21 protein-coding genes, 1 tRNA gene and 1 riboswitch are annotated in these 23,510 nt (G+C 48.7%); of the genes, 5 read left to right on the top strand and 17 right to left on the bottom strand.

Features of this window, described 5'->3' with window-relative positions:
• Positions 1 to 9: 9 nt before the first annotated feature.
• The 9 genes from M0Q40_08435 to rimO all read right to left on the bottom strand — a co-directional run bounded on the left by M0Q40_08435 (position 10) and on the right by rimO (position 7,513).
• Positions 10 to 1,008: a hypothetical protein gene (locus M0Q40_08435; protein ID MCK9222635.1), complete on the bottom strand. Its 999-nt coding sequence runs from the start codon at positions 1,006 to 1,008 to the stop codon at positions 10 to 12.
• A 12-nt stretch (positions 1,009 to 1,020) separates the two neighbouring features.
• On the bottom strand, positions 1,021 to 1,797 hold the full coding sequence (locus M0Q40_08430; protein MCK9222634.1) for a hypothetical protein: 777 nt from the start codon (positions 1,795 to 1,797) through the stop codon (positions 1,021 to 1,023).
• Complete coding sequence (locus tag M0Q40_08425; protein MCK9222633.1) at positions 1,794 to 2,504, bottom strand: ABC transporter ATP-binding protein; 711 nt, start codon at positions 2,502 to 2,504, stop codon at positions 1,794 to 1,796. The genes M0Q40_08430 and M0Q40_08425 overlap by 4 nt, the downstream gene beginning before the upstream one ends.
• The gene (locus M0Q40_08420; protein ID MCK9222632.1) at positions 2,501 to 2,890 is read right to left on the bottom strand and encodes a GntR family transcriptional regulator; all 390 of its coding nucleotides are present in this window, start codon (positions 2,888 to 2,890) and stop codon (positions 2,501 to 2,503) included. Before M0Q40_08420 ends, M0Q40_08425 begins: the two co-directional genes overlap by 4 nt.
• A gap of 139 nt (positions 2,891 to 3,029) precedes the next feature.
• A complete protein-coding gene (locus tag M0Q40_08415; GenBank protein ID MCK9222631.1) occupies positions 3,030 to 3,893 on the bottom strand; it encodes a tyrosine-type recombinase/integrase in 864 nt (287 codons plus the stop codon).
• Positions 3,894 to 4,017: 124 nt separating this feature from the next.
• Positions 4,018 to 4,863: a ParB/RepB/Spo0J family partition protein gene (locus M0Q40_08410; protein MCK9222630.1), complete on the bottom strand. Its 846-nt coding sequence runs from the start codon at positions 4,861 to 4,863 to the stop codon at positions 4,018 to 4,020.
• Between the two features lie 144 nt (positions 4,864 to 5,007).
• Positions 5,008 to 5,664 (bottom strand): phosphatidic acid phosphatase, encoded by a 657-nt coding sequence (locus M0Q40_08405; GenBank protein MCK9222629.1) that lies wholly within the window; start codon positions 5,662 to 5,664, stop codon positions 5,008 to 5,010.
• A gap of 21 nt (positions 5,665 to 5,685) precedes the next feature.
• A complete protein-coding gene (gene pgsA, locus M0Q40_08400) occupies positions 5,686 to 6,207 on the bottom strand; it encodes a CDP-diacylglycerol--glycerol-3-phosphate 3-phosphatidyltransferase (protein ID MCK9222628.1) in 522 nt (173 codons plus the stop codon).
• A complete protein-coding gene (rimO, locus tag M0Q40_08395; protein ID MCK9222627.1) occupies positions 6,197 to 7,513 on the bottom strand; it encodes a 30S ribosomal protein S12 methylthiotransferase RimO in 1,317 nt (438 codons plus the stop codon). The genes pgsA and rimO overlap by 11 nt, the downstream gene beginning before the upstream one ends.
• 175 nt (positions 7,514 to 7,688) lie before the next feature.
• On the opposite strand from rimO, the gene M0Q40_08390 reads away from it, so the two are divergent.
• Positions 7,689 to 8,468 (top strand): hypothetical protein, encoded by a 780-nt coding sequence (locus tag M0Q40_08390; protein MCK9222626.1) that lies wholly within the window; start codon positions 7,689 to 7,691, stop codon positions 8,466 to 8,468.
• Between the two features lie 26 nt (positions 8,469 to 8,494).
• On the top strand, positions 8,495 to 9,481 hold the full coding sequence (locus M0Q40_08385; GenBank protein ID MCK9222625.1) for a hypothetical protein: 987 nt from the start codon (positions 8,495 to 8,497) through the stop codon (positions 9,479 to 9,481).
• A gap of 76 nt (positions 9,482 to 9,557) precedes the next feature.
• Here the strand turns inward: M0Q40_08385 and M0Q40_08380 are convergent, their stop codons facing one another.
• The 3 genes from M0Q40_08380 to M0Q40_08370 all read right to left on the bottom strand — a co-directional run bounded on the left by M0Q40_08380 (position 9,558) and on the right by M0Q40_08370 (position 12,018).
• Entirely contained in the window at positions 9,558 to 9,767 is a 210-nt protein-coding gene (locus tag M0Q40_08380) for a hypothetical protein (GenBank protein ID MCK9222624.1), read from the bottom strand.
• A gap of 72 nt (positions 9,768 to 9,839) precedes the next feature.
• Positions 9,840 to 9,923: riboswitch (cyclic di-GMP riboswitch) on the bottom strand.
• Positions 9,924 to 9,986: 63 nt separating this feature from the next.
• Positions 9,987 to 10,907, bottom strand: a complete 921-nt coding sequence (locus tag M0Q40_08375; protein MCK9222623.1) for a GGDEF domain-containing protein — start codon at positions 10,905 to 10,907, stop codon at positions 9,987 to 9,989.
• Positions 10,908 to 10,914: 7 nt separating this feature from the next.
• Complete coding sequence (locus M0Q40_08370; protein MCK9222622.1) at positions 10,915 to 12,018, bottom strand: cobalamin B12-binding domain-containing protein; 1,104 nt, start codon at positions 12,016 to 12,018, stop codon at positions 10,915 to 10,917.
• 125 nt (positions 12,019 to 12,143) lie between these two features.
• On the opposite strand from M0Q40_08370, the gene M0Q40_08365 reads away from it, so the two are divergent.
• Positions 12,144 to 12,773, top strand: coding sequence for a hypothetical protein (locus M0Q40_08365; protein MCK9222621.1), 630 nt, complete (start codon positions 12,144 to 12,146; stop codon positions 12,771 to 12,773).
• 1 nt (position 12,774) lies between these two features.
• On the top strand, positions 12,775 to 13,995 hold the full coding sequence (locus tag M0Q40_08360) for a hypothetical protein (GenBank protein ID MCK9222620.1): 1,221 nt from the start codon (positions 12,775 to 12,777) through the stop codon (positions 13,993 to 13,995).
• 110 nt (positions 13,996 to 14,105) lie between these two features.
• On the opposite strand, the gene M0Q40_08355 is transcribed toward M0Q40_08360, so the two are convergent.
• The 3 genes from M0Q40_08355 to M0Q40_08345 all read right to left on the bottom strand — a co-directional run bounded on the left by M0Q40_08355 (position 14,106) and on the right by M0Q40_08345 (position 21,350).
• Positions 14,106 to 14,312, bottom strand: a complete 207-nt coding sequence (locus M0Q40_08355; protein MCK9222619.1) for a cold-shock protein — start codon at positions 14,310 to 14,312, stop codon at positions 14,106 to 14,108.
• A gap of 158 nt (positions 14,313 to 14,470) precedes the next feature.
• Positions 14,471 to 18,004 (bottom strand): helicase-exonuclease AddAB subunit AddA, encoded by a 3,534-nt coding sequence (addA, locus tag M0Q40_08350; GenBank protein MCK9222618.1) that lies wholly within the window; start codon positions 18,002 to 18,004, stop codon positions 14,471 to 14,473.
• On the bottom strand, positions 17,979 to 21,350 hold the full coding sequence (locus M0Q40_08345; GenBank protein MCK9222617.1) for a PD-(D/E)XK nuclease family protein: 3,372 nt from the start codon (positions 21,348 to 21,350) through the stop codon (positions 17,979 to 17,981). Before M0Q40_08345 ends, addA begins: the two co-directional genes overlap by 26 nt.
• A 428-nt stretch (positions 21,351 to 21,778) precedes the next feature.
• Between M0Q40_08345 and M0Q40_08340 the strand changes: the two genes are divergently transcribed.
• A complete protein-coding gene (locus M0Q40_08340; GenBank protein ID MCK9222616.1) occupies positions 21,779 to 22,477 on the top strand; it encodes a GGDEF domain-containing protein in 699 nt (232 codons plus the stop codon).
• On the opposite strand, the gene M0Q40_08335 is transcribed toward M0Q40_08340, so the two are convergent.
• Positions 22,406 to 23,008, bottom strand: coding sequence for a manganese efflux pump (locus M0Q40_08335; GenBank protein MCK9222615.1), 603 nt, complete (start codon positions 23,006 to 23,008; stop codon positions 22,406 to 22,408). The two genes, M0Q40_08340 and M0Q40_08335, sit on opposite strands and share 72 nt — an antisense overlap.
• 247 nt (positions 23,009 to 23,255) lie before the next feature.
• Positions 23,256 to 23,331 (bottom strand) — tRNA-Ala (locus M0Q40_08330).
• Positions 23,332 to 23,510: the final 179 nt, after the last annotated feature.

Genomic DNA, 23,510 nt, shown 5'->3' with positions numbered 1-23,510 from the left:
TAGAATACACTACTCTATTCGTAGACTCACCCGCCCAAAATCCGCATCAACGAAAATAAGTGTTCCCCCATCTCCCACGGTACCAGTGCTTTCAAAGCTAAATTGATCAAATGCACGGGTCTTTAAGGGGATACTGTGATCCATGGAGGTACGACGACCCAATACCGAAATATCATACCCTCTCCCTGTAAGATCTAAATCCACTGTGCTATGGATCGCCTTGATGGTCACATCACTCAACAGTTCTCCAAGCTCTAAATTACCGTGTTCTACGCATCCTTCCACTTTTCCTGTTACTCTCTCAGCCCTAATTGTACCACTACCACAAGAAAAGTTGAAGGAATCCCCAAGCTCTCGTAACTCAATGAAGCCGAACCTGCTGGTGACCTTCGTCCCACCGGTGATGTTTTCGATCCTGCCATCGGAAAAATCCGTCTCAATCTCCACGTTCCCAACAATACCATCGATCACAATCTTGCCAAACCTACTCCGGATAAATAGATCTTGCTCTAGTCCAATCAGCTCTACTAGGTTCCCCTCGTTTTCAATGCTTAGTTGGATCCCTTTGGGAATCTCGAGTTCATATGCCACTGTACACGAGAGATTCTGTCCTTTCCCCTCAGGCTCCACCACCCCGAGCCGTCCACTTTTTGGATCAAGTCGCATCTCACAACCAGCTAGATACGCTTCCATCATTTCTTGATCGTCTCCATACACCGTCAAGTCATAGTGAACCACCAGCTGGTTGCCAGTGCTGCCCACCGCCCTTATGGGCGTGAAGGCGCTGGCGATGACTAATCTTTCAAGATCGTCCACAGAGAACACGACTACACCGTTCTTGTTTGAGTTATGCTTAGCTGGTACCCCTTCAAATACAACCTGATTTTCCCCTTCCTCCACTAGACGTCCGAATAGGGTTGTCATGTAGTCTAAGCCATGCTTCGTATCCACTGCAGCTAGGACCGTAAGCACCACTAAACCTATAACAAGTATATATCGAAACTGCATGTTCTCTCCTCCTCAGATCTCGATTCTTCTCTCCAGCAGCCATGCCCCAAAAGCAAACACGAGAAAGCCTCCGAGAAACAATGCGGCAAAGGGAGCCATACTAATATTGACCTTTTCGATAACAAGAGAACCGCTCAGATATCTATGCAAACATAGCCTAACCTTAGGGATCCAACCAAACAGACCCACAACTAAAGCGGCAAACCTGCTCACCATCCAAAAATTGAGTACAAGCACCCAGGCACTGAAAAACCACTGGAACCGTTCAAACAACCTACCCACTAGATAAGCGGACTGCCCGAGTACGGCCAACACCGCCATACTCAACCAAAACATGACAACCAACCAAATCCCCGTCCACGCATAGTTTCTGAGTAGCTGGTCCCGAATGGCCTCGGGAATACTGCTGGCAAAGTCAGCCAACAAGCCGCTTCCTAACAAGAACGCACCGAGGCAAGCTACGCTAAAATAGACAATGCTCTGCAACAAGATGGCAATAATCTTTGTGCCCGCCAAGGTGATTCCCCGCACTGGAAAGGATTGCAGTAGATAAATGTGATTAGTCCCCCACTCTTGTCTAAAGGACATAAATCCAGCACCTAGAGCCCAAATGGGCATAATACCAAGCGGTATCCACGAGAGACCGAATACGGCCTCCTTATCCCACAGGTTCAACCGGGAAGCTAAGAACAGGTCCCACGCAATAATCACCACTAAAACAATGAACATCGTCCCTTTGGCATTGGCCAACTCCTTCCGCAATAGCTGGCAGAAACGTCCCCTGCTCATAAATACGCCTCCTCCATTACCGCCTGCAATGACTTATTCGTCTTTTGTCTAATCTCATCAGCACTGCCAGTCAATTTGACCCGTCCTTGTTCCAGTAGAATCACAGAATCAAAGATGACCTCTGCCTCGGACACCTCATGGGTGGAAAGAACAATGCTTTGCCGATCCGCTTGAAACAACATGGCGATAGCCTCAAGGATCCGACTCCGACTCGGCGGATCAATTCCTGATAAGGGCTCATCAAGTAGAAGAAGGGGCGCATTTCTTGACAGGGTAAGCACCAACTTAAGCCGGGCCCTTTGACCCTTGGATAGTGCCCCGACTGTCCTCCCTGTGGGAAGACTACTCACTTTCATCAGCTCCTCGGTCTTCTCCCAATCCCAGTCATCATAGAAAGATGAGACAAACTCAATGATTCTACCGACACTCATCCACGGATACAGGTGATCAACCTCCGGTAGATAAGCCACCTGGGCCTTGACAGCCCGATCTGGTTTTCGCCCTGCCACTTTGACCTGGCCTGAAGTAGGTAGAACAAATCCAAAGATGCTCTTCAACAAGGTGGATTTACCACTCCCATTGGGACCTAACAACCCTGTAATAACCCCAGGTTCGATCGTCAATGTCACATCTTGTAGGGCCCATGTAAGCAAATACCGCTTAGATATATGGCATAACTCAACCAAAGGCACGTTTGTATTCATCATGACAAGTCACCCTTCTTCTGGGTTTCCCACTTAAAGCTAGCTGCAACAAGCTGCACAATCTCTTCTTGCCCAAAGGCTAAGGCCTTCATTTCCAACAGGAAGGCCTCCAAAGCTGCCTGGGCCATCTCTTTACGCACCTCACCTAAAAGAACAGGATCGTCTCTTACAAAGGTTCCCTGACCCCGGAGGGTTTCCACTAGGTTAGTCTGCTCTAGCTCCCGATAGGCCCTTTGCACCGTATTCGGGTTCACTTTGGCGATCTGTGCCATTTCACGATGCGAGGGTAGCTTATCTCCCGGTTTCAATGCGCCCCGTGCGATCGCCCGCTTAATCTCGTCGATAATCTGCTGATAAATAGGTTTTGAGGGATCAAGGACAATCTCCATCGGACACCTCCTCACCTCCTCACTTCCTTAGTGAACTAGATACCTAGTTCACTAATATAGTAAGATGCTTTGTTTTCAATGTCAATAGGCAGAACGCGTTCTTGTCCGCGTCTGCCTATGGTTTGCCTTACAGACTAGATTAGCATGCTTTCCTTCCCCGTGGCTTAATGTTACGGGTGTAGTTGCGGGTTGTGGTTAGACAGCTGTGACCAATCAACTCCTGAATGGTCTCTTCGTCTATTCCTTGATCCATCAGCGTAACAAGATAGGTGTACCGGAGAGTATGGACCGTGATCCGGGGTTTGTCAATGCCTGCTTTTTCCACTATTGTGCGGAGAATGTACTGGATACCCCGGCGACTCAAACCCCTCGTTTTGTGGTAATTTACAAACACATCGGGGATGGTCAGTTGACCCCGTTCTACTAAGTAGTGCCTTAGGGCGACTTTGGTGCGGGGCATTAGAGGGACCAGCCGCCTTTTGCCATCGGTTCCCCTAAAGGTCACAACAGACTCTCGTAGATCTAGATCAGACACAGTAAGACTCACCGCCTCAACTAGACGACAACCGCATTGCAGAAAGAGACTAAAAAGGGCATAGTCCCTCTCGGGCCAAGTACCATACCGCAAACAAGTGTCTAAGAGGCGTTCCGTCTCTGCATGGGTTAGATGGTTTGGCTCAGTCTTCTGAAACTTGATCGGCTCAAAGGGTAGTGTGGGGTCCTCCGGGACGCGCCACAGTGAGTCTATGGTCATATACCGGAAGAATATTTTTAGAGTGCTCAAGCGACGGGCGATAGTCCTGTTCGAGTTCCTACGTTCGAGTTTTAGGTGGGCTAGATATTGCCTAATGTGTTCTGAGGTGATCTCAGAGATCTCAACACCACTGCCAACAAAGGTAAAAAACTGTTCTAGATCATGCTTGTAGGCTTGGGCAGTATTCTCACTAAGACCCCGCTCTACAAGACCATGTCGTAGAAAATCCTCAATGTATAGATTTGTCAATCACGCGCCTCCTTGTTTTTCTAAGAGGAGGCTTTCCGGCTATATTACTACTTCGTCATCATCACCCAGTTCCCTGCACACAGTTTCTGTATCAAGACCCTTTATTCTAGTATGAAACCCATGACTACCTCTTTTCTATAATCTTACGCGTCGTCTCCGCTTGATCCAACACCCGTTTAACTGTCTTTAAGAGCTTCTTGCGATTACTCTCGGCAATGGAACCTTCTTTGAGGGCCTCAAGTGAGTTGCCGATTGCCTCGTAGGCACCGAGCAATCCCTCTACTTCATCGGATAGCTTAGTTACTTTGGTATCGTGTCTGAACTGACCCGGACGAACCATGATCAAGGCCGCTTCCATACTTAGATTATAGTTTCTTTTGATCAGGCTTACGATAGCCTGGGTCTCGGCTTTCGTAAGCCGGTACTCCAACACACTATCTAGTATAAGATGAAACATCCCCGAATCACCCAGACTATTCTCTACAACCTTGGCCGCGGCAACATGGGATAGTGTCAACGGGGAGGACCCATTATCAAAGTTCTTCAACACCTCAATCTGATACTTTGTGGGCAGATCAAGGATATTGAAGTAATAGCTAATCTTGCTTTGGGGCATCCCAGTCATTTCACTGAGTTGCTCCACGCTCCATTTTTCTCCGTGCTGCAGCTGGCATAGCGCCTCGGCCTTACTTAAAGGATCCACATCCTCCCGCTGGATATTCTCGATCATACGGATCAGCTCTACCGGTGCATCCGGTTCAAGGATGATTCCCGGCACAGTTCGCCAGCCAAGCTCTTTTACAGCTAGATACCGGCGATAGCCAGCCACCAAGCGGTATCTTTCCGCTTGCTCTTGAACCAAAAGAGGATGGATCAATCCCACCTGTTTAATCGATTCGGCAAGTCCTTGAACATCATCTACTTCCCGATATTTTTCCACATAAATATTGGATAATGCGATCTCTTCCACTGCATCTTACCGAGACTGAACCACTTAGCACCGAGACCATCCCGGGCCACGCAAGCAGTACTCGGTTTGCCTCCTTTCCAGTTAACGTCATATAAGACTGTGCAATACTACCCTTGGCCCCGTGTCAGTATGGCTTACCCCCATTCAGCTCGCGACGGATTTGGTCTGCTCAACCGGAGCTTTCTCGGGCAATACATAGACAAGGGTATAAAAGACAGTGCTGAGCAACAGAGCATGAACTACATCAAGCACGGAATGCTGCTTTATGAACACCGTAGAAAGGATGATGGACACCATAGTAATAAAGGATAGGACGCGCAGAACCGGTCGGTTGGGAAGTACTCTTCTGAGGGCAATATGAACTGCGATGGAGTTATGAACATGCATACTAGGTGATGAGTTCATCGGTCGATCCTTTACGTAGATCGTCTGGATGATCCGGGAAAGAAAATCGTTGTCCAAAATGAGAGGGCGCAGATTCTGTCCATTGGGGAAAAAGAAGTAGACCACAAAGGAAAGGGTCATCCCCCCGAACATAAACAGACAAAAGCGCGCAAACTCCTTCCGGGAAACATAGCCAACGTAAACAAGCCCAAAGGCGATGTAAAAGTACCAGACGACATAGGGGATGATAAAGACCTTTAGAAAGGGAATTCGATAATCTAACCAATGATACATGAAATGATTGGGGAAAACAAAATGATTAAACGTCGTGTACAGCGTACAGGTCACTAAGTAATACAGGGTTAGCAGGTAATGTTTGTATTTCTGGAAGAAAGAGTTGTTTATTAGATCATTCACAGTCAGGTAACTCCCCGTTTCTTAGCGTTTGAACAAGATATCCCGTGCTCGAACAAAATACTCAACGCCCGAGATCACGGTCAAGACAACCGAAATCCAAAACAGGTACTTGGCGAAGGACAACTGGAAAAACAGGGCGACAATCGCAATCATCTGAGAGACGGTCTTGGCCTTACCCCAATTGCTCGCCGGCATTACGTAATCCTCCGAAGCAAGAACCACCCGCAGACCAGAGACGGCAAACTCTCTACCGATGATGATCATTACCATCCACCCTGCAACCATCCCAAGGTCCATCAAAGAGAGTAAGGCTGCGGAGACCAGTAACTTATCAGCTACTGGATCAATTACACTACCAAAAACCGTTACTTCTTTGCGTCTGCGTGCGATATAGCCATCGAGAAAATCAGTGATACAAGCAACAATGAAGATGATTGCCGCCCAAATCCTTCCCGAAGGAAACTGGGGTAGTGCTAAAACCATCATGACCGGAACAAGCAAGATCCGTGCCAAGGTCAATATTGTGGGCAAATTAGGCAAAATCAAGTACCTCCCCTACAAGGTCATATGCGTGTGCGTCAGTTATTCTCACATTCACCACAGTCCCCGGCAAAGACTCAACGCCAAGGTAGACCAGTCCATCAATGTCCGGTGCCTGTCCTTCATGCCGGCCCTGGTATACCAGATTCGATTCCATAGAAGGGCCATCGACCATTACTGGCAGAACAGTTCCGATTAGTTCTTCGTTGAGCATGTCGACAATTCCTTGTTGGACCTCCATAATCTTTGCATACCTTTCCTGCACAACCTGTGTAGGTAGCTGGGGAAGTCTGGCCGCTTTGGTGCCCTCTTGGGGGGAAAACTGGAATACACCTAGATTCTCGATTTTGGCTTCTTGCACGAAATCCAGCAACTGCTGAAAGTCTTCCTCTTCTTCTGTAGGGTAACCAACGATGAAGGTCGTACGCAATGAAATACCGGGCACCTTCTCTCGTATACTGGCAATCAGCCTTCGGTAATCCATCACCGGGCGACCCATGGACCGCAAAACCCGCGGACTTGCATGTTGCAATGGCAAATCCAAATAGCGACACACCTTAGGTAAACGAAGGGCTGTAAGCAGTTCATCGTTAATCTGTGCTGGATATGTGTACAATACCCTAATCCAACGGAGCCCTTCGATCTCGTGTAAACTGTGCAACAAGGATGCAAGTAAGGGTCTGCCCTCCAAATCCATCCCATAGCGGCTGGTATCTTGGGCAACTAAAATAAGCTCCTTAGCGCCCGCGGCAACTAGTCCTTTGGCCTCATCGAGCACTCGCTCCACGGGGCGAGAGGTGAAACGTCCCCGCACCGAGGGGATCACGCAAAAACCACAACGGTGATCACAACCCTCCGCTATTTTCAGATACGCATAGTGGGTGGGAGTCGAAACAATGCGAGGCCCTTCTACTAGGGCTGGTTTTCCAACATAACTCACCCGCTTACCTTCGAGTGTCCGGTTAATCAACTCGACCACCTGAGACACTTGACCGGTGCCTAAAAAACCATCCACCTCAGGAATCTCCGAGGATAGTTCCTCCGAAAATCGCTGGGCGAGGCAACCTGCAACAACTAGGCTTCGACACTTACCCATTGTCTTATATTGGGCTGACTCCAAGATACAGTCTATTGATTCCTGCTGCGCATCCTCAATGAAACAACAGGTATTAACCACAATCACGTCTGCCTCTTGGGGATCAGTGGTGATCGCAAAACCATGTTGCACCAGAATACCTAACATAATCTCACTATCAATAGTGTTTTTATCGCACCCTAAGGACACCACAGCAACCTGTAAATTTCCCATAGAAAGCTACGTCTCCTCCCCAACAAATTCATATTCGGCACCGCAATGGGAACTCCTCTTTAGCATACCCAGGTTACCAATATAATCATAAACTCTTTTCAGTGTCAGATTTTCTCTTTTATGGTATCATATTAATGTAGGTTAGTTTACCTATCTATAGGGGAGGAAGATACCGATGTCACGTTTAAAGTACAGCGCAGTCTTGACACTGTTCATTGTGATCCTATGTACCATGGGTGCATCAGCAGAAAGATGGTACGGAGTGTACGATTTCCGATATGGACAAAGCTTTGTCTACGAAGTAGAACATGTACGTGGACGCACCCGAGATAGTGGAACTATTTATCTGGATGTATCCAGATCCGGTTTTGATTGGCGCAATGTCTTGGACTATCAGTGGGATTTTGGGCGTAGAGACACGGGTAAGGGAACCGTACGTCTAGGGGATATTGGTGCCTATGAGTACATCTTGGCATCAACCATTGTGCAGTATCCCGATCTTGATATCCACCGCCTGCGACTAATTAGTACCCCCTTCGTGTTTCTGACCTGGTATACCGATTTCAGCCGGGCAGACCTAAGGGAGGGGCGTGTCTTTCAAACCGATACCGAAACATTTCGGGTGGAGCGAGTCCTAGACTATAGACGCACCACCTGGCCCAAGGGCGGTATTGATTTCGGATACCCAAGCAAACCGAGCTATCCCGAACCCGATACGCCAAAGGGCGGTATCTCCTTTGAAGGAGAGGCGCCTCCGCTACGGATTTCCGTAGACTTTTCCTGGGGCAAGTACGTACCGGTCAATAGCCTGTTATACGAAGGCATTGTTTACTCCGGTAGAGACGACATTCTCTATCTAGTTATTGACCCAGCACTACCCCTACCTATTGTGTCAGTACTATATAGTGGCCCCGACACTTACATCGCTCGCTTGGTTGACTACCGCTCATGGTAGGCACCGGCAAAAAAGGGGAGATGGTCATGCGCAAACAAATAGTCACAATAACGCTGGTTTTTTGCGTTGCTTTGTTATTGACAAGTTGCTCGGGGTACGTCCGAGTTGATATCAGGCCCACACTACGGGGAACAGTTGCCGTTGGGCCTGTGGGACAAGACCGTTGCTTTCCGGTCCAGTATGCCAATGTCTATACAAGTGATGGATATCGCAGGTATGATGCCTATTATGCATATTCAGCCGATGAATATCGCTTTCCTTCATTGACACCCGGCTACTATGACGTCGAGGTCGAGACTTTACTGGGAAGTCGCAGCATTCCGCTGCACTATCCTACCGATTACTACTTTCACCAGAATTGGCTACCCCCTGGTTATAGAGACGACCATTTTGCCCAACTGGGTGGCATGTATTTTACATTCGATGGAAGCTCCTATGAGGAAAAACCCTTAACCCGGTGGCCATATGGCACTGTATATGTCTACATCGATCCCAGTTTGTCTGCCCAAACAATATCGGGAATCCTTTCCGACTGGCAGACAACAGTTTTTAGCTACGGCCAGACCATCGGACCATGTACAAGTTTTTCACGCGTATACAATCGTTCATCGGCGAATATCATCTTCGAGTATGATCCTTATCTGGCATGGTCAGTCTGGCTTGATATTAACCATGATGGCAGGTATTTGGAACAGGTTACGGTGACTTTTGATCACAACCGTCCAAGCACGGCCATCTGCAGTTATGCTATTGCTCAGGCCATGGGGATGGGTACATCGCCGGACATATATTCTGTCCTTTACTGGAAGTCCACCAGTAACCAACGTTCTGAGCTTAATTCGTACGAAAAGAACTATGCACGAATAATGTACTCCATCGAACCGGGGTTGGAGATGACTCTCCCAAGACAAACCTATAGTTTCTTGCAAATCGATGGTTTCCCAGCGTCTATTGACTTTGAAATGGGCCAAAACAGCCCAGGGGGAACTGTGCAGTTCGGAAAAGGAAATTAGAACCTGCTAGGACTTTTCATTTACGGACAAAGGGGCCTCGAGATTTCGAGGCCCCTTTGTCCATGAACCAGGCTAATCAAACAATTAAGCAAACTCCACCTACGGCTAAACCGAGGGTTAGTGTTACCGTGCGGATTATTAAGGACGATAAGTAACTAGTATCCTTGGGACTTACGATTTCCTGTTCCCGTCGGAGCTTTTTTACTTTCACATATTGCTTAATCGTCAAGTATAGATTCAATGCATATATACCTAGCAAAACCACTATGATTACGTATAATAACATCAGACTTATGCCTCCACTAGTAAGGCCAACCACATAGAAGAGCCTTCGTGTACAATTTCCGTACACGAAGCCTGCGGCAGCCCGACTATCATAGTTAGTCACCTTAGACTCGCGGCTTTGCGTCCCTGCCTTTCGACAGGTTTGCCTTTCTCAATCATTGTTCATTATAGCACAACATTTTCTTGGAAACCATGGGACTTTTGTCCATTTCTACGGATCCTATAGGACCGCTACTCGGTTCTTGCCTTGATTCTTGGCGACATAAAGGGCTTCATCTACTCTCTTTAGCAAAGTCTCAATAGTATCCCCCGGGCGCAGTTCGGTTACGCCAAAACTAACAGTAATCCTTCTTGGCAAACGGTCAAAAGTGGTCTGATGCAAAACCCGACGCATCCGTTCTGCGCAATTGACAGCTGTTTCCGCAGAGGTATTCTGGAACACGATCACAAACTCTTCGCCGCCATAGCGTGCCACCACATCTTCGGCGCGACAATTGGTGCGAAGCATCAAGGCAAATTGCTGCAGAACATGATCCCCTACATCATGACCAAAGTCATCATTAACCCTTTTGAAATAGTCTAGATCCGCCATAGCCACCGCAAGTGTCTGCTCATTACGAACGGCAAAGGAAAGGGCTCTGCGCAAATAGTCTATGAGGAATCTCCGATTGCCAAGCCCGGTTAATGGATCTGTAAGGACCTGTTTGTTCATCTTGGCATTGGCTCGCTCTAAAGCAACCGCATGCATGCTTAGTCGCCGGGTAAGGTCTACCAACTGGCTGTTTAGCACACTAATATCGGTCAAGACCTGAGGGGCTGCACTTGGTCCCTCACCAATGAACAGACAGCTGGTGTCCTCGACATACAGCTGTCCGACAAAGGTCATAGGTTCTAGACCCGGTGATTCAAAGATCAGTTCTACATTATCATTCTCATTAGGACAATAAAGCCACTCAGGGTAGGGCGCAAACTTCCAGAGTGATTTGCCCTTGGGTTTCTCACTAAGACCTAGTAATCTGATCAGGAATGTACTGCAATCTAGGATCATACCACCCCGTTCAAACATAACTACCACCAGATTGCTCTTTTCCAGGACATAGTTTACGATATTATCCATGAGTGAGCAAAGGGTCATACTCATTTTACTATCAGCTCCACCAACGGTTTGCTAATTCTACCGCCGAGACTGCATCGTATGCCAAACCATCAACTCCGAGCTTCCGCCCAAGATAAGGGTGACCTTGTAGTACAGAACCGCTTAGCATGATCAGCACTCGATCTAATTTTGGTTCCTGACGTACCACTTCCACGAATTGTTGCCCGATCGAAATGCCGTCTATGTGGGAAATGGAGATGCCAAGAATAAAGGGCTCCAGTTTCCGCGTGACTGCCACCAGTTCATCAAGCCGTAACTCTACACCGGTCAATTCAACATCCCAACCGTCCAAATGTAGCAAATCTGCGGTAATTCGGGCATCAACCCTTTGGCTTGGGTCGGTAATTGGTACAACCAGAACCTTCTGCTTCAGGGGCTCGGATCTCGGAAATACTAGATACAAAGAGGCGATTACCCGTTCCATAATCGCAATAGCAAGCTGCCTTTGGGCAAGGGATATACACCCTTTTCCTGCAAGGGAGATAATATGCGTTAGGGTAGGATATAGTACCGTTGTATAAAAGCTCCATAAATCATTGGTGGTCGCAATACTGTCTTCGGCAAGTTGGAGGCAATCGAAATAGGCTCCCTGTAGTAGTTGGTCGATGAAGCTATTTCGGACAAAATCCCATTTCTCATCACCGAATAAGGGGACCGAAGCTTCGTTCGTTCCAGATAACTCCAGCCAATAATGGTGATGTTCTTCTATCCATGTGTATACCTCGAGGATAGAGTGGGCCTCATGAAGGGGGAGATTGTTCGACACAGCTTCCTTCCAGGCCTGCAACCCCATATGAATCAATGCAGGATTTATTCCCTGGGACAAGTAATAGCGATAGGCCCCAGGCAACCTTCTAGCCAAAATCCGGAAGTCACCGAAGCGAAAGATAGTTAGCATGGATAATGCATGCTTTTCCCACATCATCTTTAGGATCTTTATCGAGTTACCACCTAAAAAGTGTTGAATCATAGGCTGTTCATTGAGAGCTTGCATCACCTCCTCGAGCATTGCTTCTTGGTTCTGCTCATAGGCTAAGATTGCCTCAGCAGAAACCGAAGGAAGCCGTAAAGCATCTTCAAGGATTTCCTTAGACATTCATCCACTCCCCCTGTGCAAACTGCACACCCCCGGATGCATCCCATTTGGGTTCCGCCTTTCCGCCCCAGTTAACAAATCGTACCAGCTATAGTATAATGTTGAACCAAAGCGAGGTGTATCGTGTGAATCTGAACCTAGTATTAGGAGATACGCTCATCTTTGTCTTTAACCTAGATTATCTAGCCCTTACATCCACTGTGCTCGCCCTGTTACTATTGGCTTTTAGTCTGCGAAATCGGCCCCAACACCATAGTAAGGTAATTCGAGCATATCTTCCTCTAGCTCTAGTTTTTGTAGCCGGATCACCCCAAGTCATCCTATTAGCAGGAGCAGTTGGTCTGCTGTTTAATCACAAGGAATGGCTGTTCCTCGTTTCCGGCGTGATGCTATCCACTGTCTTTGGCAATACACTGCTACCTTTCGGGGAGATTGCCAACACCCTCCCCTTAGTAATATCGGTATCAATGCTCCTTGGGTATAGCCTAGCTTACCACTATGGAGGACTAAACCGCATACCCTATCTTTGCGCAAGCCTGAGTCTTCTAGCCCGTCTCGACCAGTTTAGATATGTCCCCTTGGGGATGCTCCTTGGGGCACTGTGCGTCGTCCTATTCCATTTTCCAGTTGGTAAAAGCATCCTGCGTCGTCTCATGTTCATACCGGGGTCTTTACATCGCTTCGAGTTCCTTGTTTCCCGCACTGCACTGCCAAAGTTGCCTACAAGGACCAAGCAACAAGTAAGGAGGGGATGACTTGATCTACGGAATCCTGTTGTTAACCGGAATACCACTGCTTGCTCTGGTCTTACCAAGACATTTTCTGCCCCAGCTCCGTCTGGCAGCAATCGTTTGCCAGATCAGCGCTTTGCTTTTGCTCACCTTGCCGCTGTTTCCTAATGAAAGTGTAGGCCAAGGGGATTTTGACCAGCTTTCTCTGGCTTTCCTTCTTTTTACTATCCTCGTTAATCTAGCTATTCTGCTTACAGAGAGGAATCTCGCCAAGCACCAACTTGTCGCCCTGTCTGTTCTTCAGCTGTCCTTGGAAGTAGTGTTTCTGACTTCCCATTTGCTGACCTTCTATGGGTTTTGGATCGCGGCAAGTCTCCCGATAGCTTGGCTTCTGGTCCGGGAAGGAAAACCCCAGGGACTACGCTTCTTTCTATGTATTTTGCTTGGAACGGTGCCCCTTCTGTTTTTGATCTACCGAGTATATATGCTAACTGGGAGCTGGCAGATCGCCTCATGGTCCACCTTCGAACCCCAAGCTGCCTGGCAACTGTTCATCGCTCTAGTGCTGGCCTTCGGGATTAGGTTGGGACTATTCCCCTTTCACCGTTGGCTGATAGATACAGCCCACTGCCCTGCAACCATCACTGCAGTGGTTTTGGGTCCCTTCGCCAAATCCGGGATCTATGGATTACTGCGGATTGGAATGCCTATCTTTGACTCCTTCAAGTTAAGCCTACCGCTGACCCTTGGCATCCTGGGAATTGTCAGCATATTCTACGGCAGCATCATCGGTTTGGCCCAAAGACCCGGGCGCAAGGCTGCGGCCTGGATGAGTCTGGTCTATGGGGGCTTTTCCATACTGTTTCTGTCTCTGCCTGGAATCGACGGCGGACGGGCGGTAATCATCAGTATCAGTAGCGGTGTTGCTTTGACACTTTACTTACTTAGCCCCCGGGCCCATTGGTGTCAGAACTTAAGTCTGTTGTCACTGATGGCGTTACCGGGACTGGGTAGTTTTGGTTCATTTGCTGTGTTCTTCCAGACAATAGCAAAACAGTATGACTATATTCGTTGGCCATCGATGATTGGATTTTTGCTACTGCTGTTTTTCTCAGGACGACTACTGCGTGATCCGAAACCAGCAAAGGGAAAAGAACCAGCCTTGGGGTGCATGCTGCTTCTTTTGTCCTTGGTTTGGATTAGCTTTGCCGCTACCAAATATGGCGGGATCCTTCCTCCCCTTTGAGAATTCAAACCCACTGCAAAGTGGCTGCAAATCCTATACAGGCTAACAAAAAAAGACCTCCGATTGGAGGTCTTTCATTTGCAAGCATTCTATCGCTATTTGCAACGCGCTCAGGCGCTGGTCTTGCTGACGTTTGCAGCCTGCGGTCCCTTTTCTCCCATTACGATCTCAAACTCTACTTCCTGTCCTTCTTCAAGCGTCTTGAAGCCATCCTCAATTATCGCAGAAAAGTGCACAAACACATCCTCGCCATTCGGCTGCTCGATAAACCCATAACCTTTGCGCGCGTCAAACCATTTAACCGTTCCAATTGCCATGTAACTAAATTCCTCCTGAGAGTGTATTACGACAAAACAACAACATTGTCCTGTCTAGCTTTAACCTATCACACTGATCTGGCTTTGTCAAGAAGAGCATTCTATAGCTTCTGCCAAACCATTGATAACAACTTGCTTTTTACCAATAGCAATAACATCTAGAAAACCTGCAGAATCTGGTCCGTACTAAGGAAGCACAAATATCCTTCATCCACGGGCCAGTCCTGCAACAGCAAAGCTTCACGGTAGATCTTGATTTGTCTTCGGTAGGCCTCTAGCCGTTTTGGCACAATCCCTCCTTGATCACTCTTAAAATCAATGAGTACCCATTTGTGCATGGTGGCGTCCAGAAAGAGACAGTCTACTACTCCTTGAAGCACAACGGGCTCATCCACCGGTTTTTGCAGAAGAATACGGGCTGGCATCCTACACGTAAAGGGAATCTCCCGTTCCACCCGCGTCGCAGCTAAAAGTCGCTGACCAAGGGAGCTTTTGAAGAAACTAACTAGACTCTCGATCTCAATTTCCATGGCCTGCTCTTTGGAAATGATCCGCTTCTCTACCAGCCGCGTAAGCTCCTGTTCAATATCGGTTCTATTCATCGGGGGTTTCAGATGAAGGTGCTGCAAAACAGTATGAATGGCCGTCCCGTATTCGGTAGGAGTCATGCCCCGCTCCTGCACAAAGGCTGGTCTGCGAGGTTGATGTAACCCCGCTAAGGCAAGGAGGTCTTCTTCCTCCTCAGTCATACTGATTCTTTTAGTCACCTCGGTTACCGTCAGTTTTGCGGGGATTCCCGCTAGGTGCCCGAAGGGATACTCCCAACTGAGGATTTGCTCCAGCTCCTCCCACAGGCTAAGGTCATCACCACCATTACTCAGATCCCCTTGTTCTGTTGTCACCTGTTCCTCTAGCAGGGCCAACTCCTCTCCTCGCCACAGCTTAATCTCCCAGTCCACATCACTCTCTTGGACCTGTAGATTAGTCCCTTGATTGCTTTGCGCGATATCCTGAAGCACTGTACCGCTCCCGTGACGAATCACCGCAGGTCCTAACCAATCAAGGTAGGAGCTGGCCTGTAGCCGCATACTTGTGGGTAGAGTCCACCCTTCTACTCCCAAGGAACGGGACCAACTGGTGCAACTACGTTCCAAGCTGCCCACTGTACCCACAAGAATCAAATGATCCCTCGCCCGGGTCAAGGCTACATATAAAATGCGCATCTCCTCGGACAGAGCAAGGGCTCTCTTTTCATCCCTAATTAGGATCCAGGGTAACGATGGGTACTTAAATCGTAAATCCGAGTCGGCAATCTTTGGACCTAAGCCCAGTTCCTTAGACCACAGTACATCACCATAAAGATCCGAGAAGTTGAATTTGGTACCCAAACCACCGACAAACACGATCGGAAACTCCAGCCCCTTACTCTTATGAACACTCATGATTCGCACCACGTCATCTTTCTCACCCACAGCGCAGGCGGGAGCCATATCTTCCCGCTTTGCCTCAAGTTCCCCAATAAACTGCAAAAAGCGAAACAGGCCTTGCTGGGAGAACTCCTCAAATTGCAGGGCTCGATCGTAAAGAGCGCGCAAATTGGCCCGGCGTTGTGCACCATTGGGCAAACCGGTGACATAGTCATAGTACCCAGTCTCCCGGTAGATATGCCAGATCAGCTGATTTAATGGACATCTTTGGGCTACCGTCCGAAAGTCCTCCAGTTGCTCTAGGAATTTCTGAACCTTCTCACCACATCCTTCTTCTAGCAGGCAATCATAAAAATCCGTCTCTGGGGACTTGATGCGCAGCCTACCTAGCTCCTCGGCAGTAAGTCCCACAATAGGTGAGCGTAAGACCGCAACTAAGGGAATGTCCTGGCGAGGATTGTCGATCACTTTGAGCAAAGATAGGATCGTTTGCACTTCCGTCGCACCAAAATAACCACCACTAAGTTCCACATGGGCAGGAATACCACATCGATCAAAGGCCTCCAGGATCTTGTCACTATGGGTCATCGACCGCACTAGGATGACAATATCTGAATAGGTCGCAGGTCTTAATTCTCTTTGCCCTTTGTCATAAACAGACAAACTACCGACCATTTCCCTAATCTCCGCCGCCATTACCAAGGCCTCCCGGTGGGCGGCCTCAATACCTGGATGTAATTCCTTATCCTCCACATCACCCTCTACAAGATGAAGCTTGGTAGTCCCCGGTTCCGAAGCATCCTGCCGACCACATACAAGCTCCGCCTGTAAATCATACTCTAACTCGCCAACTTCCTTTGAAAACAACTGCCGAAATATGAAGTTTACAGCATTAATAATCTGCCTTTGACATCGGAAATTGGTACTTAGGTCCACCCGTTTCTTGTCTGTGTCCTCGGGAGTAAATCGTTCGTATTTCGCCAGAAACAACCCCGGATCCGCCAAGCGAAACCGATAAATACTCTGCTTAATGTCTCCCACCATAAACTTATCTGCACCTTGGGCACAAAGATTAAGAATCTCCTCCTGTACCCCGTTAATGTCTTGGTACTCGTCCACTAACACATACCGATAGCAACCTGCAAGGTCCCGTTGGATCTGGGGCATGCGCAAAAGTCGAAGACAGTAATGCTCCAGATCCGAGAAGTCTACCTTTCCCTGGCGCAGTTTCTCCTCCCGGTAGCTTTGACCAAATTGTAACACCAGATTGGATATGATCGCCATCAGCTCTTTGGCCCGTGACAGTTCCTCACCTAATCCTTCTGGGCGAAGGTACTCGGTCCTTAGGCGAGCCATTAGGTCTTTGGCCTCGGTACGGACAGCCTGAACCGCTTCCTTAACCCGCTGGTCTGCATCCTTTACCCGGGGCAACGTCCGAAAGGTGACTTCCTCAACAAGACCCGTTAGTAGTGTCCAATTGTCTTGCTGAGCGCTCTGTCGCAACTCATCAAAGAGTAGCAGCTCCTCAGACAATAGATCCCCATATCGATCTAGCCCGTAGTTCTGACACAACCTCCGGACATACAGATAGTCTTCGATCAGACAGGTGAGTGCCATTGCCATCTGTTTGCAGGCTAAGTCCTGCCACAACCCAAGATCGTCAAGATTATCCAAGGCGGCATCCAACCAACCAGCAGGATCAGGCATACTCCGACTGAAGTCATAGAGTTGTCCTACCATCGCTTTTAGGGCACCGTCGGTATCAAAGCCGCCAAAGGAATCAACTACTTCAATAAACCTTGGATCTCCCTCCCGATACAGCCTGTTGAAAAGATCATCCACTAGTTCCCCCCGCAAAAGGATTGACTCCGCCTCATCAAGAACACGAAAAGCCGGGTCTAGCTCTAGCTCATAGAAGTAACGGCGCATGATGCTCAGGCAAAAGGCGTGGATGGTGGAAATAGCGGCACTATCTAGCATGGTCAACTGCATCGCCAAGCGGTAGTCCTCGGGATGATGAGCCAAAGTCTCCGTTAGCTTTAGGCCAATTCGCTCCTTCATCTCCCGGGCGGCCGCCTCGGTAAAGGTCACCACGAGTAGCTGGTTCAGATCAACGGGGTTTTGGGGATCGGTGATCAAGCGGCTGATCCGCTCAACCAAAACAGCGGTTTTACCCGCACCCGCAGCGGCTGATACGAGTAAATCGCAGTTCCTAGCACTAATGGCCTCCCACTGTTCCTTAGTCCAAGGCGATGGTATCTTCATATTGCATCAACTCCCAAACTTGCTGATCAGAATAGGATACAAGGTCCCGGTAGGCAAGTCCACCTACGTTAGCCTCAAAGGCACAAATACTCGGATAGTCACAGTATTTACAGGCTGTCTCCCTTTTCAACCGGTAGGGGGCCACGTCTACAACACCGCTGAGCCATTGGTAGATGAAACTGGAAAGCTTAGCTGTAACATGCTTGCTTAATCGCTCAAACCCCTCCGGTTCAAATAGATTACCCCGGTCACTAAGGGTACCGTCTTTTTTAACCATCACCCCGGAAAGAAGTTGGGAATAACCCTGTTCCACCGGATCCATCAGACTCACCACTGCTACATCCTTCACCAATAGGCCAGTCATGGCCACCTGTTTGAGACGAATGGCCAGTGCCTCCTCTTGGGTCATCGGCCCACTACTGTTCACAAAGCGATCGGTAATAGGAAAGTACAATACACCTGCGGGAAGCAAACGGGGGTTCTGGTCCAAGACAACAAGCATGTACACCATCAACTGTAAGGATAATCCATGGTAGACCTGTTCCAAAGCTAGTTTCTGCCTACTGCTTTTGTAATCGATGATCCGTACAAGAGCTTGGTCCTGGGCACAAGCTAGATCAATACGGTCAATACTGCCTCGTACCACAATTTTGTCTCCAGCTAAATCAAATTGTAGACCCGGCCATTCTTGGTTGTATCCAAATCTTTGCTCATAGGCTACAGGTTTGAACTGCCCTTGCTCATCGTGAAGACTCAGCACAGACACGGCCCAGGTTAAGGTACCCTGTAATGATCTCCCATAGTAAGCTAGGGTGGCCGGGGGCATGTTTACTTCACGGGCAAGCTCCTGCAAAAGCCCTTCGACAATCTCCCGGATCAGCTGTTCTGACTGTTCCCTACTAACATCACTCCAATCAAGCCCCATATTGTTTAGCTTCTGTCCATAGGCACTTAGGGCTCGATGGATCAAAATACCTCGCTGAACGGGAGTGAATTGGCGCCTATCAACTGGTCTGATCTGCAAGCCGTACTGTAGAAAATGTCTAAAGGGACACGCCGCAAAGGTCTCTACCTGACTGACACTGCTTGTGCGTGGGAAAAGGTTCCGAGTTACGTCCACGTTGAGTCGCTGGGGACGCAAATCATAAGTCAGACTCGATAAGACAAACTCGGAGGCCTCGGGGTACTTCCGTTTAATCTCCTGGTATACACCAAGGAGCTCACTGGGAATATCCCAACCTGCCCTTTGCAGCGTAGCCAAGGCCCCGGTTAGATTGAGCACCACATCCTTCACATTGACGCTTTCCCGAAGCCGTTCTATGTAAAACTGGCCCTGCCCAGTAAAGGCGCCGCTTTCTGGCCGAACCACTTCCCTTAAGGATAAACCTGGAAAGACTCTGCAGATTCGTTCCACAATCCTCGACGGGCCTAGAAAGCGACCGTTTTCGTCATTTTGGCAGTAACTCAAATGCAGGAAACTAGACGCCCTAGAGACGGCAATGTAGGCGAGATACTGCTCCAAGACAAGTCTGTCTGTGAGAGTATACCCCAGCTCAATTCCCATGGCAGCTAGCTGTCTTCGTTCATCATCGTTGATCAGGGAATCCGGTTCCCTGCAACTTGGGAATTCCCCCTCACATAACCCAAGGACGAACACTGCCTTTAGCTCCGGTTGCCGAGAACGCTCAACGGAACCGACAAGCACCTGATCTAATCCCAAGGGAATCAACCCCTGCTGCATCCCCTCTAGGCCTGATTCGATGACTGCTAGATACTGGTCTAATTCTAAGGACTCATCACCTAGTACCTCGACCACCTGTTCTAAGACACTGGCAAACACATCCCAAACACCCAGGTGGGTCTTGGCATTGACTAAATCACCCTTGGCTGCTGCCTCCTCACTCCAGGTCACAAGCCGGGTTGGTACCTTCAACTGCAGGAGCCAATCGTAAAGAATTCTGGTCATTTGCCGAACGCTGCCAGCTTGTCCCACCGCCTGGCAAAACGGCTCCAGCAAGTCTATTACCCTCTCCCGTATGTCTTCAAGCACTCCGTCGGTCCATGGCTGATACCAATCTCGACCACTGAGTTGTGTCTCCAGACAATATCTTTCCAGTAGATCTATCCTGTCAGTCTCAAGCGGGGTTAGGTCAGTCTTTAGCAACCGAAACAGGGCATCCTGGGTGATACCCCCATGGGCCATTTGTAATACAGAATGAACTAGCTCCGCCAAAGGATGGTGGGTCACCCTCCGACGACGATCTAGGAAATGAAGAATACCATAGTCGGTGAAAATATCATGGATCAATTCCCCATAGGGACCAAAATCCCGTAAAATGACACCGATCTCGTGATAACGCATACCAGACTGCACCAATTGCACAATTCGCCGTGCCACAATCTCCACTTCATGACGCCGATCCGCAGCGGCAACTATCTCTAATCCGTCGATCTTCCCTCGATAGGGCGCAATGCTGGTCGTAGCAAAACTAGCCTCCAGATGCTTCAGCACTTCTTTCCTAAATCGATAGGGTCTTGACAGTAGGGGCCCAATAGTAATAGAAGCGCCTTGTTGTTGTGCCAAGCGGTGACATCTTTGATAGGTCATCCACACTGGATAGAAGGGATTGGTGGGACGTGGGGCCCGTTCAAGTAAATCCGCGTCCAAACACAGCGCTATATGCACCTGTGCTGCGTGCTGCATCACCCCGGCCAACACCTTGTATTCCTGGGGAGTAAAACCGGAGAACCCGTCAATCCAGAACTCAGCTTGTTGAACAAAGGAGGCATCGCATGCGTCGGCAAGCAGATCCAGGGCAGTATCCGGGTCAAAATATCCCTGTTCTAAGTATTCCAGATAATCGTGGTACAACAATGCAATATCGTGCAGCTTAGCATCCAGATACGCACCGGACCCGGCAACTTGCTTGAGATCCTCTAAGGAAATACTCCAGTTGCACAGTTCTGTAAACAGTACCCCCAGATACTTGGTAAATCCCGGGTACCGGGCCACCCGGTCAAAGACCATCAGCTCAGGCAACCGCCTATCCACTAGACGCCGCAGAAGCATCTGTTTTCCCAAATCTCGCACTTCAGGGGCGATTCTACCGCCCTCCAAAGAAAAAACATAGTTTGCGAGTCTGCCAAAACTAAACACATGGATTCGGCTAAAGGAAGGCAACTGACACTCAAGTAACCTGTGCTCCATCTGAAAAGTAGCTTGATCAGGAACAAGCAGCACAATCGGTGGACCAGTGGGGTTATCCTTGGCTTTCTGCGCGATGCTGGTGATGCAATGATGGGTCTTCCCCGTACCAGCTCTACCTACAATGAATCGAACTCCCATACTGCCAACCTCCTTCCTCACCAATTTTCTAGAAAGAACCCTATTTTCCTCCCTCTAGGACTAGCAGGAAAACCCCCTTCCCTGGTCGAAGTTAATAAACAGAGGATTCGTGTATCATGATACGGAAAATTGCAAAGAGCCGACATTTCCATTGGGCAAGAGTGATCAACGAAGAAGTAGGAACAACATCAATTGACCTGAAAATTACATACTAGTGCACAACTTTTGCGGTAGTGACCATGTACAAGTGCAGATAGGCAGTCTCAGCACTTTAGAGAGAATGGGGCGCTTGCATGACTCAGACAGTTTGCTACTTCTCATTATTTGGTCTTGCTGTGCTATGGATAACTTTTATTTTTCCCTTTTTAAGAAAATTCCCTCATAGCAGTTGTGCGTGTCTTTATTGCGTGGGTGTTACGGTCTTGGTTATGGCCACCCTTACAGGTTTTGCCAATCTTTGCGGTGAGGGCGTTCTCTCCCCGTTGCTGGTACTGACCCTTGCTGGAGTAGGCACAATTCTGGTAAGTGTCGGCGGCTTCCACGGCGCCCGTCTGTTACTGAGAGAAAACGAGGAATATCGTTGTAGTGCCATGCAGGATCCACTCACAGGAATCCTCAATCGTAGAGGATTTGCCGAATCGGTCAAACGGGAGCTAAACCGGGCAAAACGCTACAATTCCACCTTCACCCTTGCCTTCTTTGATATCGATAACTTCAAGGACATTAATGATACCTACGGACACCCATACGGGGACAGACTCCTCCAAATTGTCGCAGAATCCTTCTTAAGCACCTGCAGGGAAACCGATTACGTCGCCCGCCTCGGCGGCGATGAATTCTGTATTTTGTTTGTACAAAGCGGTCGGATACAAGCGGAACGGATCGCTAACCGATGCTGCGAATTGCTGAAAGAATTGACTAAGCAATGGGGCATCTCCTTGGATATTAGTGCCGGGTTAGCTAGTTATCCCGATGACGGCACGGATCTGGTTACTTTGCTGAGTAAGGCGGACCAGTTCATGTACGCATCCAAAAGGCAGAGTAAGTCCAGCACATCAGAAGAGCAAACGCCACAGACCCAAACCAATCAACAGCAACCCCGAGAGGACAAAACCCCGCTGACTTAACCAACAGATGGCGTTACGCCTTCCCACCCAAAACCCGATATACACCAAACCTACACAGATTGAAGCTACGATTGGAATATGCCACCAAGCAAACCCCAACATCGCCACAGCAAATCCCGCGGCAAAGGCGTCCATCCCTAAGGCAAGCCCCAACAGCAAGGACTCAAACCTATCTAAGGAACCGGAGCGGTCTATATCGAAGGCACCGGGATCTTTAATCAGCCCAAGTTGTCCAATAAGGGTCCTCTTTCGCAGCTGTCGTAGATAACTTTTACACCCTTGGAACAGTTGCCAAGAGCCAATACCTACCAATATTCCCCCACCGATCACAACAGAAAAAGCCTCGGGGATAATCCATGAGGTGGATTGGCCAATAAGTATGGAAAGCCCCATCAAAGATGCAGTACAAAAGCCGATGATTAACAGGCTAAACCAGGGGATTCTAATCTTCTGCATACTATAGGCGATCCCCAAGGCAAAACTGTCTACACTCACGGAAAGACCTAGTAATACCACAGACCATAGCGGCATCATAATCCTCCTTGCTCCCTCCCATAGTCTGCTATAACCTATGCCGAACCAAGCAGAGTGGTGCTGCATCTTGGCCAATTACATGGGTAATCTGAACGCTAGACGTTCCTGTTTAAGATTCTGGGAGGCATTTTGAGCGGATTGATGCCCTATCTGTATAACAGAGGTACCGTGACAAGTTCGTGGAGTTCTTGCTGCATAAACTGATAACGCCCACTAGAAATGATGTCCTGATGGGCGTTTTGTATGGTGGACCCGAGGAGGCTCGAACTCCCGACCTCTGCGTTGCGAACGCAGCGCTCTCCCAGCTGAGCTACAGGCCCAAACAACAGATATTATACACCACCTCAGCTAATTTAACAATAGATGGTCCCGTGTTGAGTGAGTCAACGATTAGCGGGTAGAGGCTCCATCTCCAAGTCGGCTCGGTTCCTTACGTGCTAGAAAGTGGTACCTTCATTGAGTCTGTTGAACAGGTTCGACAATCCACCAGACGAAGTCC

Source organism: Limnochordia bacterium (genome assembly GCA_023230925.1).
Classification (GTDB): domain Bacteria; phylum Bacillota; class Limnochordia; order DUMW01; family DUMW01; genus JALNWK01.
The sequence above is the reverse complement of the archived record's forward strand: the minus strand, read 5'-3'. Positions and strand labels throughout refer to the sequence as shown.

Bases quoted from the DNA above. Each gene is read 5' to 3' on its own strand.
- M0Q40_08375 (MCK9222623.1), bottom strand. From the start codon at position 10,907: ATGAGTATGACCCTTTGCTCACTCATGGATAATATCGTAAACTATGTC.
- M0Q40_08435 (MCK9222635.1), bottom strand. From the start codon at position 1,008: ATGCAGTTTCGATATATACTTGTTATAGGTTTAGTGGTGCTTACGGTC.
- M0Q40_08420 (MCK9222632.1), bottom strand. From the start codon at position 2,890: ATGGAGATTGTCCTTGATCCCTCAAAACCTATTTATCAGCAGATTATC.
- M0Q40_08340 (MCK9222616.1), top strand. From the start codon at position 21,779: ATGGCCACCCTTACAGGTTTTGCCAATCTTTGCGGTGAGGGCGTTCTC.
- M0Q40_08370 (MCK9222622.1), bottom strand. From the start codon at position 12,018: ATGTCTAAGGAAATCCTTGAAGATGCTTTACGGCTTCCTTCGGTTTCT.
- M0Q40_08380 (MCK9222624.1), bottom strand. From the start codon at position 9,767: ATGTTATTATACGTAATCATAGTGGTTTTGCTAGGTATATATGCATTG.
- M0Q40_08355 (MCK9222619.1), bottom strand. From the start codon at position 14,312: ATGGCAATTGGAACGGTTAAATGGTTTGACGCGCGCAAAGGTTATGGG.
- M0Q40_08345 (MCK9222617.1), bottom strand. From the start codon at position 21,350: ATGGGAGTTCGATTCATTGTAGGTAGAGCTGGTACGGGGAAGACCCAT.
- M0Q40_08390 (MCK9222626.1), top strand. From the start codon at position 7,689: ATGTCACGTTTAAAGTACAGCGCAGTCTTGACACTGTTCATTGTGATC.
- M0Q40_08335 (MCK9222615.1), bottom strand. From the start codon at position 23,008: ATGCCGCTATGGTCTGTGGTATTACTAGGTCTTTCCGTGAGTGTAGAC.
- rimO (MCK9222627.1), bottom strand. From the start codon at position 7,513: ATGGGAAATTTACAGGTTGCTGTGGTGTCCTTAGGGTGCGATAAAAAC.
- M0Q40_08425 (MCK9222633.1), bottom strand. From the start codon at position 2,504: ATGATGAATACAAACGTGCCTTTGGTTGAGTTATGCCATATATCTAAG.
- M0Q40_08385 (MCK9222625.1), top strand. From the start codon at position 8,495: ATGCGCAAACAAATAGTCACAATAACGCTGGTTTTTTGCGTTGCTTTG.
- addA (MCK9222618.1), bottom strand. From the start codon at position 18,004: ATGAAGATACCATCGCCTTGGACTAAGGAACAGTGGGAGGCCATTAGT.
- M0Q40_08430 (MCK9222634.1), bottom strand. From the start codon at position 1,797: ATGAGCAGGGGACGTTTCTGCCAGCTATTGCGGAAGGAGTTGGCCAAT.